The following is a 13,292-nucleotide window of genomic DNA, read 5'->3' as shown; positions in this document are numbered from 1 at the left end:
ACGCAAGCCCCTGAGGGGTTTTTGTTCTAGCTTGACGCTTGGGGGCTCCGGCCTTCCGGCCCGCTCCCCGCGGCGCAGGAAGAACATTACCTGAAGGTGGACGGGGCTCCAAAACGAGTATCGCCGCGCAGCAGCGAGGGGAGTTCGGCGAGGGAGGCGATGCGGCGCGGCCCCACGGGCGGCTCGACGGCCGCCCACGTGTTCCCTCGGTCGATCCACACCGAGAGCAGCCCGGCCTCCGCGGCGCCCCGGCCGTCGATCTCCGGGTGGTCACCGACGTACGCCACCTGGTCCGGGGGCAGTGCCAGGGCCTCGCAGGCGGCGAGGAACGCGCCGGCCGCGGGCTTGGAGACGCCCAGTTCGGCGGCGCACAGGATGGCCTCGAAGCGGTCGTGCACACCGAGAATGCGCAGCTTGCGGTCCTGGACGTGCAGGCTGGAGTTGGAGAGCACCGCGTGGCGGTGGCCGGTGGCGAGGGCGTCGAGGACGGGCAGCACGTCCGGGAAGAGGGCCCAGGCGGACTCGTAGTGGACCAGATAGCGACGGAACCAGTGGTCCGCCTCGTCGTCGGTCAGCTCGCGGTCCAGGAAAGCCCGGGTGCGGTCGCGCCGCTGCGTCTCGAAGTCCACCTCGCCCGCGGCGAACCGCGCCCACTGCAGATCGGTGATCTCTCGCCAGCGCACCAGCGCCTCATCGACGGAGGCGTACCGGGAGAGCAGCCCCTCGGCCAGCAGATGGGCCCGCATGCCCTCGCGGTCGGCGGAGGTGTAATCGAAGAGGGTGTCGTCGACGTCCCAGACGACGGCTCGGATCGGCATGGCCTCGACGGTACCCGGCGACGGTGAAGGGGCGGCGCCCGGACGATGCTGCCGGGCGCCGCCCCTTCACGGCCTGTTCGGGGCCGGTGACTCACACGGCGAGCTTCGCCAGGGCCGCGTCGATCCTGGCCAGCGTCTTCTCCTTGCCCAGGACCTCCAGGGACTCGAAGAGCGGCAGGCCGACCGTGCGGCCGGTGACGGCGACGCGGACCGGGGCCTGGGCCTTGCCGAGCTTGAGGCCGTGGGCCTCGCCGGCGGCCAGGACGGCCTCCTTCAGGGACTCGGGGGACGTCCAGTCCGCCGCGTCCAGCTTCTCGCGGGCGGTGCGCAGCAGGGCGTCGCTGCCCTCCTTCATGGCCTTGCTCCAGGACGCCTCGTCGAAGACCGGCTCCGGCAGGAACAGGAAGTCGACGTTGTCCGTGATCTCGGAGAGGACCTTGAGGCGGGTCTGCGCGTGCGGGGCGATGGCCTGCCACTTGGCCTCGTCGAAGGCCTCCGGGGCCCAGGGCGCGAAGGGGGCCTTGAGCCAGGGCGCGCAGCGCTCCGTGAAGTCCTTCACGTCGAGCATCCGGATGTGGTCGCCGTTGATCGCCTCGCACTTCTTCAGGTCGAAGCGGGCCGGGTTCGGCTGCACGTCGGCGACGTCGAAGGCCGCGACCATCTCGTCGGTGGAGAAGACGTCCTGGTCGGCGGAGAGCGACCAGCCGAGCAGGGAGAGGTAGTTGAGCAGGCCCTCGGGCAGGAAGCCGCGCTCGCGGTAGAGGTTGAGCGAGGACTGCGGGTCGCGCTTGGAGAGCTTCTTGTTGCCCTCGCCCATCACGTACGGCAGGTGGCCGAAGGCCGGGATCTCCTTGGCCAGGCCCAGCTCGATCAGCGCCTTGTACAGGGCGATCTGCCGCGGGGTGGAGGAGAGCAGGTCCTCGCCGCGCAGGACGTGGGTGATCTCCATCAGGGCGTCGTCGACCGGGTTGACCAGCGTGTACAGCGGGGCGCCGTTGGCGCGCACGATGCCGTAGTCCGGGACGTTCTCGGGGGTGAAGGTCAGCTCGCCGCGGACCAGGTCCGTGAAGGTGATCGTCTCGTCGGGCATCCGGAAGCGGACGATCGGCTCGCGGCCCTGGGCCTTGTACTCCGCGACCCGCGCCTCGCTCAGGTCGCGGCAGTGGCCGTCGTAGCCGGAGGGCCGGCCGGCGGCGCGGGCGGCCTCGCGGCGGGAGTCCAGCTCCTCCTGGGAGCAGTAGCAGTGGTAGGCGTGGCCGCCGTCGAGGAGCTTTCGCGCGACGTCCTTGTAGATGTCCATGCGCTGCGACTGGCGGTACGGCGCGTGGGGGCCGCCGATCTCGGGGCCCTCGTCCCAGTCGAAGCCGAGCCAGCGCATCGAGTCGAGCAGCTGGGCGTAGGACTCCTCGGAGTCGCGGGCCGCGTCGGTGTCCTCGATGCGGAAGACCAGCGTGCCCTGGTGGTGCTTGGCGAACGCCCAGTTGAACAGGGCGGTGCGGACCAGGCCCACATGGGGGTTACCGGTGGGCGACGGACAGAAACGGACGCGTACGGGGGAGCCGGGTGCGCTAGCCACGCTTGACAACCTTGTTGGTGAGAGTGCCGATGCCTTCGATGGTGACGGCGACCTCGTCGCCGACGTTGAGGGGGCCGACCCCAGCCGGGGTGCCCGTGAGGATGACATCGCCGGGGAGCAGGGTCATGGCCTCGGTGATGTTGACGATCAGGTCCTCGATGGAGTGGGTCATCTCGCTGGTGCGGCCGAGCTGGCGCTGGGCGCCGTTGACCGTGAGCTGGATGGTGAGGTCACCGGCGGCGGCGAGGTCCATGTCCGTCTCCACCCAGGGGCCGAGCGGGCAGGAGGTGTCGAAGCCCTTGGCCCGGGCCCACTGCTTCTCGCGCTTCTGGACGTCGCGCGCCGTGATGTCGTTGGCGCAGGTGTAGCCGAAGATCACGTCCTTGACGCGCTCGCGCGGGACCTCGCGGCACATCCGGCCGATCACCACGGCGAGCTCGGCCTCGTGGTGCACCTCCTGGGAGAAGGAGGGGTACTGGATCTCGTCTCCCGGGCCGATCACGGAGGTGGAGGGCTTGAAGAAGGCGAACGGGGCGTCGGGCACCTCGTTGCCGAGTTCCCTGGCGTGTTCGGCGTAGTTGCGGCCGAAGGCGACCACCTTGTTGGGGAGCACCGGGGGCAGCAGCCTGACCTTGCTCACCGGGACCTTGGTGCCGGAGAGCTCGAAGTCCGCGAACGGGATGCCCTTGATGATGTCGAGGACGAGTTCGTCCTGCCGGTCGCCCTCGACCGCGCCGAAGGCGACGTTCCCGTCGATGGAGAATCTGGCGATGCGCACGGGATGCTTGTCCCCTTGACTGAGCGGCTGGAGTCTGACGCTCCAGGCTAACGCGGAAGGGGGTCCCCGCCTCGCGCATTACAGGGGGGCCGCCTCGCGCGTGAGGAGCACGGCGAGGGTCCCGCCTCGCCCATGACGAGCACGGCGAGGGGTTCCGCCTCAGGGATGACGAGCACGGCACGGGCTCCCGCCTCACTCATGACGAAGGGCGCCCCGTGGCCGTGGGGCGCCCCTCGTGCGGGTGCGACGGACGGGTGTCGCCGTCCGGGCGCGGTGGCCGTGAGCGTTTCGCGGCCCGTGCGCGTATGGATCGGTGTTACTTCGCGGCGCCGGCCGCGACCGGGAGTTCCATGAGGACGGTGCGCTTGGGGTTGGCGGTCTGAGCCGGCAGTTCGACGGGGTGCTCCTGCTGGACCGGCGTCTGCAGTTCTTCGGCGCCGTCGAGGTGTGCCAGCGTGGTGCGCCGGGGGTTGGCGATCTTGTGGAACATCGTCGTCGTCTTCACTGTTTACTTGACCCTGTCCTGTTCACGGGCGCCCGAAAGGGGCCAAAAGCCCCGGGGCGGGCGCGGGTTGTCGGTTTTGCCATCCCTGTAAAGCGTCAGGCTAAACATGCCATTCCCGGCCGACGGCGCTGGAAGGCCGTGATCTCGGTGTGAGTTTGCTCACGTAATGACGGACATACGGGGCAATCCGCACCGACTTTCCAGTCGACGGAAACGGACATTCGCCCCCTGAAGCCCTCATTCCGCTCCTGATCATGTCGACTGGGACACCCGCTCCGTCCGGCCGACTCGCGGACTTACGCCCGTTATGCGTGGGATCACTTTCTACCGCCGGTCATGCCCCACTCACGCCGTGTCACCTATCTCACGGGTAAGCCCATGGGCCTTGTTGCAGATCCGGCACTGTGCTGGAATTCCACGGACCGCCGCAGGATCGAGCCGGCGCACAGGGGGCGCACCGACGCGCCGAGTGGCGGCGAGAAGGGGGAACCCGCGCCGGTCACTCACGACCACCACGGGGGCGTATTCAGGGCGCCCCTACGACGCCGACACCGTGCCTCGCCGTTCACGCGGAGGGGTGCCTGGTTCAGAGGTTGCGACGCTAGTGCAGGGACGTTTCAAGAGGGATGGCAGCGCTTCGGCGGAGCCGCAGGGCGGGACCGGCCCCAAGGCCGTCAGCTCTTCGCCCCAGCACGCCCAGAACCAGGGCACGGCCGCGCCCGGAAACGGTGGCGAACGCCCTGGCGCCGGCGCGCCCGCGGCGAGCCCGGCACCGGCCGCCCCGAAGGGTCCGACCGGCCCCGGCCCTCGAATAGCGCTGCGCAACTGGCGGATCTCCACCCGTCTGGTGTCGCTGCTCGCCCTCCCGGTGGTCGCGGCCACCTCGCTGGGCGCCCTGCGTATCAACCAGTCGATGGACGACATCCAGCAGCTCGACAACATGAAGCTGCTGACGGACATGACCAAGCAGGCCACCGAGCTGGCGGCGGCGCTCCAGGAGGAGCGCGACCAGTCGGCCGGCCCGCTGGCGCACGGCGGCAAGGCCACCGACTTCTCGGTCAAGGGCTACCGCGACAAGACCGACCGGGCGCGGAACAACTTCATCGACAGCTCGGAGGCCATCGACGCCGCGAGCAAGGACGGCAACCTCAAGGGCGTCCGCGACAACCTGGTGCAGCTCGCCGGCGAGCTGGGCGAGCTCGAGAAGATCCGCAACACGGCCTTCGCCTCGGAGAAGAACTCCACGCAGACCGTCGAGGGCTACCACCGCCTGATCGAGAACCTGATCGACCTCTCGCAGGACATGGCGGAGGCGAGCAGCAACCCCGACATGATCGAGCGCACGCGCGCCCTGGCGTCCTTCTCCTCCGCGAAGGAGTACGCGTCGATCCAGCGCGCGGTCCTCGCCGCGGCGCTGCCCGCCAGCAACACCACCGTCGGCGACCTCTCCGAGAACGACCGGCTCTACGCCGAGTCGGCGCTGGCGAGCCAGAAGTCCGAGATCCGCAGCTTCAAGAGCATCTACGGCGATGTCGCCGCCACCGAGCTGCTCCTGCCGATCGAGGACGGCAACACCACGATCAGGGCCACCGACGAGTACGCCGGACGGGCACTGGCCTCGGAGTTCGGCCTCAGGTCGGTCGGCAAGCGGTCCTACCGCGACTGGCTGGACGACAGCTCCACCAAGATCCAGCAGATGAAGAACATCGAGCTCACGCTGCTCGAGGAGATGGAACAGAAGGCCCGTGAGCTGCGCAGCGCCACCGAGCGCGACGCGATCATCTCCGGTGCGCTGATCCTGATCGTGCTCGGTGTGTCGCTGGTCGGTGCCTTCGTGGTGGCCCGCTCCATGATCCGCTCGCTGCGCCGGCTGGAGGAGACCGCGACCAAGGTCGCCCAGGAGCGGCTGCCCGAGCTGGTCAAGCAGCTGTCCGAGGCCGACCCGCAGGACGTCGACACGTCCGTGCAGTCGGTCGGTGTGCACTCCCGGGACGAGATCGGCCGAGTGGCCGCGGCCTTCGACGACGTGCACCGCGAGGCGGTCCGCCTCGCCGCCGAGCAGGCCCTGCTGCGGGGCAACGTCAACGCGATGTTCACCAACCTCTCGCGTCGCTCCCAGGGTCTGATCCAGCGCCAGCTGTCGCTGATCTCCGAGCTGGAGTCCCGCGAGGCCGACCCGGACCAGCTGTCCTCGCTGTTCAAGCTGGACCACCTCGCCACGCGTATGCGCCGTAACGGTGAGAACCTGCTGGTTCTCGCGGGTGAGGAGCCCGGCCGCCGGTGGACCCGCCCGGTTCCGCTGGTCGACGTGCTGCGTGCAGCCGCGTCCGAGGTGGAGCAGTACGAGCGCATCGAGCTGGCCTCGGTGCCGAGCACCGAAGTGGCCGGCCGGGTCGTCAACGACCTCGTGCACCTGCTCGCCGAGCTGCTGGAGAACGCGACCTCGTTCTCCTCCCCGCAGACCAAGGTCAAGGTCACCGGTCACGCGCTGCCCGACGGCCGTGTGCTGATCGAGATCCACGACACCGGTATCGGTCTGTCGCCGGAGGACCTGGCGGCGATCAACGAGCGGCTCGCCTCGCCGCCCACCGTGGACGTCTCCGTCTCCCGCCGCATGGGTCTGTTCGTGGTCGGCCGTCTGTCGCAGCGCCACGGCATCCGCATCCAGCTCCGCCCGTCCGACTCCGGTGGCACGACCGCGCTGGTCATGCTGCCCGTCGACGTCGCCCAGGGCGGCAAGAAGCCCCAGGGCAAGCCGGGTCAGCCCGGCCCGGGTGGGGGTGGCCCGGCCGCCGCGCAGGCGGCCGCGGGTGCCGCCGCCGCACGGCGTGCCGCCGGTGCCGGCCAGTCCGGTGGCGGTGCTCTCGGCGCCGGTGCGCCCGGCAGCCGGCTCGGTGCCGGTCAGGGCCCGCGGGCCGCACTGCCCGGACGGGACGGCCGGCCGGGGGCGCGGGGACCGCAGGGTCCGTCGGGCAACCAGACGCCCTCGCTGTTCGACCAGGGCGCCCCCTCCGGTCCGCCGCAGGGCCGTCCCGCCCCCGCCGGCGCGGGTTCCGGTTTCGGCGCCCAGGCGCCCGGTGCCCCCGGTGCGCCCGGTGCCCCGCAGGGGCTTCAGGCCGCGGGTCCGGGCGGGACGCAGGACCAGGACGTCTTCGGTGGCGGCCGGGGCCAGGTGCCGCCGCAGCGGGGCAACCGGAACGCCGAGCGCGGACGTCGTCCGCAGCTCCCGCCGCGCGGTGGTGCGCGCGCCGAGCTGCCCGGCGGTGATCAGCAGCAGCCGCGCGTGCCCAGCTGGAGCGACGAGAACGCCCAGCCGCCGGTGCCCCGCGCCTCGCTGGACACCCCGCGCGAGCACGAGGAGCCGGACGTCTCCCGGACGGCCGCCATGCCCCGGTTCGACGACCGGCAGGGTCCCGGCTCGACGGCGGAGATCCCCCGCTTCGACGAGCGGCAGAACACCGGCCCGGCCTCGTACGACGCCTTCGGCGCCGACGCCTCGCAGAACACGGGCCAGTACGCCCAGCCGGGCGCGAACGGTGTCCAGAACACGGGCGAGTACACCCAGCCCGGTGCGAACGGTGTCCAGAACACGGGCGAGTACACCCAGCCCGGTGCGAACGGTGTCCAGAACACGGGCCAGTTCGTCCGCGGCGACATCTTCGGTCCGCCGCAGGCCCGGCCGGGCGGGCAGAATCCGTCCGCGACGGGCCAGTTCCCCGCCCCGCAGGGCTACGACAACGGCTCCACCGGCCAGTACCCGGCGCAGGACAACGGCTCCACGGGCCGGCACTCCCTCCCGCAGCGTGCGAACCCCGCCGACCCGGCTGTCACCGGCCAGTTCGAGCGTCCGCAGACGAACGGCGCACACGGCTTCGACTTCGGCGCCCCGCGTCCGCCGGCCCCGCAGCAGCGGCCGGTCCGCCAGGATCCGGGCAACGGCGGTGCCGCTCAGCGGCCCGACGACGGGCGGGGTGCGTCCGACGCCTGGGCGCTGCCGCCGGCCTCCGGCCCGGGCGACGGCCGTACACCGCTGTACGACACGCTGGAGACCAACTGGTTCCGCGGGCAGGAGCAGGACAACGGCTCGGCTCCGGCATCCCAGCAGCCGCAACAGCAGGAGCCGCAGGCCCCCACCGGCCCGCAGCGGTCCGCTTCCACCACCTGGCGCAGCTCGCCCAACGACGAGCTGGTCCGGCAGGCCGAACGCGTCCGGCAGCCGGCCGCGGGCGGCGTCACCACCTCCGGCCTGCCGCGCCGGGTACCCAGGGCGAACCTCGTCCCGGGTACGGCTCAGCAGCAATCGCAACAGAGCGGTCCTCAGGTCTCGCGCGCACCCGATGACGTGCGCGGCCGGCTGACCAATCTCCGTCGGGGTATCGCACAGGGTCGTCAGGCCGGTACCACCCAGACCGGCAGCTTCCCGAACCCCACTCACCAGCAGGAGCGTTAGTTGAGCCCGATGAGCCAGGCGGCACAGAACCTCAACTGGTTGATCACCAACTTCGTGGACAACACCCCCGGGGTGTCCCACACCGTCGTCGTGTCCGCCGACGGTCTCCTTCTGGCGCTCTCCGAGGGCTTCCCGCGCGACCGCGCGGACCAGCTCGCGGCCGTCGCCTCGGGACTGACCTCCCTGACGGCCGGTGCCTCCCGGATCTTCGAAGGCGGCAACGTCGCCCAGACGGTCGTGGAGATGGAACGAGGGTTCCTGTTCCTCATGTCCGTGTCCGACGGTTCGTCCCTGGCGGTTCTCGCGCATCCCGAGTGCGACATCGGCCTCGTCGGCTACGAAATGGCGCTGCTGGTCGACCGCGCGGGGGCGGTCCTCACCCCGGACCTGCGCGCTGAGCTACAAGGAAGTCTGCTCCACTGATCGGCCCCGGCACCACCCGTCACACCAAATCACCGTCCGGCCGCCACATTCCCCCCACCGGCCTCTTCAGACGGCTTGACTGACCGACTTGCTGTCCCCGCCCGGAGGATCCATGACCCCGCCCACCGCCTCTCATGATCCGTACGCGGAGCCGTACGAGGACGAGGGCGACCAGCCACTGGTCCGTCCCTATGCGATGACCGGTGGCCGGACCAGGCCGCGCTATCAGCTGGCCATCGAGGCACTGATCAGTACGACGGCCGACCCGGCAGCGCTCATGGGGCTCCTCCCGGAGCACCAGCGCATCTGCCATCTGTGCCGTGAGGTGAAGTCGGTCGCCGAGGTCTCGGCGCTGCTCAACATGCCACTGGGTGTTGCCCGGATCCTGGTGGCCGACTTGGCGGAGGCGGGTCTCGTCGCCGTGCACCAGCCGGGCGGCGACGAGACGACCGGCGCCCCCGATGTGACACTGCTCGAAAGGGTGCTCAGTGGACTTCGCAAGCTCTAGCGGCGGGACGGTCTCCGACAGCCGGTCCACCACGTCCGCGAAGATCGTGGTGGCGGGCGGCTTCGGCGTGGGCAAGACCACGTTCGTCGGCGCCGTCTCGGAGATCAACCCGCTGCGCACGGAGGCCGTCATGACGTCTGCTTCGGCGGGCATCGACGACCTCACCCACACCGGGGACAAGACCACCACCACGGTGGCCATGGACTTCGGCCGCATCACCCTGGACCAGGACCTGATCCTCTACCTGTTCGGCACCCCCGGCCAGGACCGCTTCTGGTTCATGTGGGACGACCTGGTGCGCGGCGCCATCGGCGCCGTCGTCCTCGTCGACACCCGCCGTCTCGCCGACTGCTTCCCGGCCGTCGACTACTTCGAGAACAGCGGACTGCCGTTCGTGGTCGCCCTCAACGGCTTCGACGGTCAGCAGCCGTACGCACCCGAGGAGGTGCGCGAGGCGCTGCAGATCGGACCCGACACCCCGATCATCACCACCGACGCACGGCACCGCGCGGATGCGAAGAGTGCGCTGATCACACTGGTCGAGCATGCCCTCATGGCACGTCTCAGGTAGGGCCAAAACAGAAGCGACATATGGCAGTTGTTCGTAGATGTACCGGAGCCGGCTGTGTCCTTCGACACCGCCGGCCCCGGTGTTCATAACGTTTCGGCAGAGGAATCGGGTGATACCGACACGCGACGCGGTCGAGCGGTATCGCTGCGCGTACGAAGGGCTCGCCTTTTGGGCGGAGCTCGTTCCTTATGACCGTTTTATCTGGGACTTACATCACTCGGAATCCTCCCCTTCCACTGTTTGGAAGAGCGCTGGTCGGCATGCTGGAATGCCTGAACTGCCCATGGGTCAAAGACGTACTCAGTAGTCGCTGGCACACCGGGCACTGAGACGAAGCGGCACGACGAAGGTGCCGACCGCCGAGAGGTTGTTGGTCGAGTGAGGCGAAGCACGAGCAGTCCCGAGCCGTCGGCCCGGGGCAACTTCACGCCGCCGCCGCGCACCGCGGCGCCCGCGCCCGGTCCGAAGCCGACGGCCGCGCCCGCCCCGAGCGGAGGACGCCTGTCCCCGCGCAACTGGCGCGTGGCGACGAGACTCAACGCGATCCTGCTCATACCCGTGCTCGTCGGTCTCGTCATGGGCGGCTTCCAGGTGAAGAGCTCGATCGACACCTGGCAGGAGGCCGAGGACGCGGAGAACACCGCCCGTCTGGTGCAGGCCTCCCTCACCTACGCCAACGCCCTCTACTACGAGCGCGACATCACCGCCGCCCCGCTGCTGCAGGGCAAGGGCCAGGACGACCCGACCGTGGCCCAGGCACGCGCCGCGACCGACAAGGCCGCCGACGGCTTCGACGAGGCCGCGCGGAGCATGCCGGACAAGCCCGGCCTCGAGCGCCGCCTGAAGCTGTTCCGCGAGGCCGAGCCCCAGCTGACCGGGCTGCGCGCCGCCGCGTACACCTCCAAGCTCAAGGGCGTACAGACGGAGGAGGGCTACGTCGCCGTCGCCCATCCCCTGATGGAGTTCGCCAACGAGCTCGGTCTCGGCACCGGCAACATCACCAGCTACGGACGTACGGTCTACGCGATCTCGCTCACCAAGGCGGCGCTGTCGCTGGAGCGCTCCATCGGCATGCACATGTTGGTGAAGCCCGGCCCCACCGACAGCCAGCTCGCCAGCCAGCGCGTCGCCCTCACCTCCTACGCCTACCTCGAGGGCATCGCCGTCGAGGAGTACCTCGGCGGTGGCACCGAGGCCGACGCGGCCAAGCTGGACCGTGCCAAGGAGAAGATCCAGGCCGAGGGTGCGGCCATGGCCAAGGAGGCCGCGCAGAAGGACCCGGACTACGTTCCGCCGCCCGCCAAGCCGGAGACGATGATCTCCGAGCTCGGCCGCCTCCCCTCCACGGACGCCGCCGCGCGCGCCGAACTCGCGGATCAGGGCATCACCCCCGCCAACTGGTGGGCCGTGAACACCCTCAAGTACGACGGCTACCGTCAGATCGAGTCGGACCTGGCCGACTCCGCGGTGGGTGAGGCCGCGCAGATCGCCGACGACGCCCAGCGCGACGCCTTCATCACCGGTGCCGCCGTCGTGGTCGCCCTGCTCGCCGCCTTCGTCCTGGCCGGCATGGTGGCCCGCCAGATGAGCCGCTCCATGCGCCGGCTGCGCAACGCCGCCTTCGGCATCGCCGAGCAGCGCCTGCCGATGCTGGTCGACCAGCTCTCGCGTACCGACCCCGGCCGGGTCGACACCAAGGTCGCGCCGATCCCGGTCTCCTCGACCGACGAGATCGGCGAGGTCGCCCGCGCCTTCGACCAGGTCCACCGCGAGGCGGTCCGGCTCGCCGCCGAGCAGGCGCTGCTGCGGGGCAACATCAACGCGATCTTCACCAACCTGTCGCGTCGCAACCAGTCGCTGATCGAGGGCCAGCTGACTCTGATCACCGACCTGGAGAACAACGAGGCCGACCCGGACCAGCTGGAGAACCTCTTCCGCCTGGACCACCTGGCCACCCGTATGCGCCGCAACGGCGAGAACCTCCTGGTCCTCGCCGGCGAGGAGCCCGGCCGCCGCTGGGACCAGCCGGTGCCGCTGGTCGACGTGCTGCGCGCCGCCTCCTCCGAGGTGGAGCAGTACGAGCGCATCGAGCTGTCCGGCGTCCCCGAGGCCGAGATCCACGGCCGCGCGGTGACCGACCTCGTGCACCTGCTCGCCGAGCTCCTCGAGAACGCCACCACGTTCTCCTCCCCGCAGACCAAGGTCCGCGTCACCGCGACCCGTCTCCCCGACGGCCGCGTGATGATCGAGATCCACGACAAGGGCATCGGCCTGACGGCCGAGGACTTCGCGGACATCAACCACAAGCTGGCCAACCCGCCCACCGTGGACGTCGCGATCTCCCAGCGCATGGGCCTGTTCGTGGTCGGCCGGCTGTCCGACCGGCACGGCATCCGGGTCCAGCTGCGCCCCTCGGGCGAGCAGGCCGGCACCACTTCGCTGGTCATGCTCCCGGACGCGATCACCCACGGTGGTGGCGGCGATCAGCAGGTGGACCGCAGCGAATTCACGGTGTCGCAGATCATCCCGGAGCAGCAGTTCCAGGGTGAGAACTTCAACCAGCAGCCGCTGCGCACCGCCGCGGAGCTGGGCTTCGACGACACCCGCTACTCGGAGGTCCCCGACGACATCCGCGAGCTGGACCCGGTCGGCCGTTCCCTGTTGCGCGAGGAGCGCCGGGCCGCTCTGGAGGCCCAGCCGGAGCCCGAGGCGACCGCCGCGAACGCCCAGGAGACCCCCGAGGCGAGCGCCTACCCCGACGGGTTCGCCGCCCCGCAGGGCTACGACAACGGCCAGGGATACGAGGGCAACGGCCAGGGATACACCGAGGGCCAGGGCTTCGACGGCGGCTACCAGGAGCAGCAGACCGCCGGGTACGACCAGCAGGCGTACGACAACGGGCAGCCCTCGCCGTACGAGCAGCAGCAGCCGTCGTACGGCGAGGGCTACTACGCGCCGAACGGCCAGAACGACCCCTTCTCGCCCAACGGCGGCTACCCGGACCCCTCCTACGCGGAGCCGGTCCAGGACGACCGCGCGGCGGCGGGTGCCTCCGATGCCTTCCCGTCCTTCGCCGAGCGTCGCCGGGACGACGACTGGCCGCAGCAGGACGGCTACCGCAACGACTACCCGGGCCAGTACCCTGCTCAGGCCCCGGAATCGGAATCTGCGCAGGCCGCTGACGTACGTGAGCCGAACAGCGTAGGCTTCGACCGTCCGGGACCCGTTCCCAGCGATGTCCACGACCTGACCGAGGCCGGGCTCCCCCGCCGCGGATCCACCGCGGGCGGCGCGAACGGTACGGCGGGCGCACGGAGCGTGAGCCAGGAGCCGCCGGCCCCCACTGCGGAAAGCGGCGCCGGCGACAGCGGCTGGCGTTCAGCGAACGACGAGCGCTGGCAGCAGGCCTCGCAGCTCCGGAAGCCCAAGGCGGGCGGTGTGACCTCCTCCGGTCTGCCGCGGCGGGTCCCCAAGGCCAACCTGGTCCAGGGAGCCGCCGAGAGCACCCCTCAGGGAGGCCCCCAGGTCTCCCGCGCCCCGGAGGACGTCCGGGGCAGGCTGAGCAACCTGCGTCGTGGTGTCCAACGGGGCCGCAGCGCGGGCAGTGAAACGAATGGCCAGGGCTTCGGTCCTGACAGCACCTACAACCAGGAGCGTTAGTGT

Annotated in this window: 9 protein-coding genes; 5 read left to right on the top strand and 4 right to left on the bottom strand. The window is 70.5% G+C overall.

Features of this window, described 5'->3' with window-relative positions:
- Window positions 1-86: 86 nt before the first annotated feature.
- The 4 genes from IE178_RS18535 to IE178_RS18520 form a co-directional block, all read right to left on the bottom strand.
- Window positions 87-818: an HAD family hydrolase gene (locus IE178_RS18535; protein ID WP_193513091.1), complete on the bottom strand. Its 732-nt coding sequence runs from the start codon at window positions 816-818 to the stop codon at window positions 87-89.
- A gap of 91 nt (window positions 819-909) precedes the next feature.
- Window positions 910-2,394 carry a glutamate--tRNA ligase gene (gltX, locus tag IE178_RS18530; RefSeq protein ID WP_193513090.1) on the bottom strand — a complete coding sequence of 495 codons (1,485 nt, stop codon included), beginning with the start codon at window positions 2,392-2,394 and terminating at the stop codon, window positions 910-912.
- On the bottom strand, window positions 2,387-3,172 hold the full coding sequence (locus tag IE178_RS18525) for a fumarylacetoacetate hydrolase family protein (RefSeq protein WP_193513089.1): 786 nt from the start codon (window positions 3,170-3,172) through the stop codon (window positions 2,387-2,389). Before IE178_RS18525 ends, gltX begins: the two co-directional genes overlap by 8 nt.
- A 316-nt stretch (window positions 3,173-3,488) precedes the next feature.
- Window positions 3,489-3,677, bottom strand: a complete 189-nt coding sequence (locus IE178_RS18520; protein ID WP_184764250.1) for a hypothetical protein — start codon at window positions 3,675-3,677, stop codon at window positions 3,489-3,491.
- Between the two features lie 604 nt (window positions 3,678-4,281).
- On the opposite strand from IE178_RS18520, the gene IE178_RS18515 reads away from it, so the two are divergent.
- The 5 genes from IE178_RS18515 (at window position 4,282) to IE178_RS18495 (ending at window position 13,289) form a co-directional block, all read left to right on the top strand.
- The gene (locus tag IE178_RS18515) at window positions 4,282-8,127 is read left to right on the top strand and encodes a nitrate- and nitrite sensing domain-containing protein (RefSeq protein WP_193513088.1); all 3,846 of its coding nucleotides are present in this window, start codon (window positions 4,282-4,284) and stop codon (window positions 8,125-8,127) included.
- 9 nt (window positions 8,128-8,136) lie between these two features.
- Window positions 8,137-8,550 (top strand): roadblock/LC7 domain-containing protein, encoded by a 414-nt coding sequence (locus IE178_RS18510; RefSeq protein WP_004983056.1) that lies wholly within the window; start codon window positions 8,137-8,139, stop codon window positions 8,548-8,550.
- A 112-nt stretch (window positions 8,551-8,662) separates the two neighbouring features.
- Complete coding sequence (locus IE178_RS18505; protein WP_004924977.1) at window positions 8,663-9,058, top strand: DUF742 domain-containing protein; 396 nt, start codon at window positions 8,663-8,665, stop codon at window positions 9,056-9,058.
- Entirely contained in the window at window positions 9,039-9,629 is a 591-nt protein-coding gene (locus tag IE178_RS18500) for a GTP-binding protein (RefSeq protein WP_184764101.1), read from the top strand. Before IE178_RS18505 ends, IE178_RS18500 begins: the two co-directional genes overlap by 20 nt.
- A gap of 378 nt (window positions 9,630-10,007) precedes the next feature.
- The gene (locus tag IE178_RS18495) at window positions 10,008-13,289 is read left to right on the top strand and encodes a sensor histidine kinase (protein WP_193513087.1); all 3,282 of its coding nucleotides are present in this window, start codon (window positions 10,008-10,010) and stop codon (window positions 13,287-13,289) included.
- Window positions 13,290-13,292 lie beyond the last annotated feature (3 nt).

The sequence above is a fragment of the Streptomyces griseoloalbus genome, from assembly GCA_014650015.1.
Classification (GTDB): Bacteria; Actinomycetota; Actinomycetes; order Streptomycetales; family Streptomycetaceae; genus Streptomyces; species Streptomyces griseoloalbus.
The sequence above is the reverse complement of the archived record's forward strand: the minus strand, read 5'-3'. Positions and strand labels throughout refer to the sequence as shown.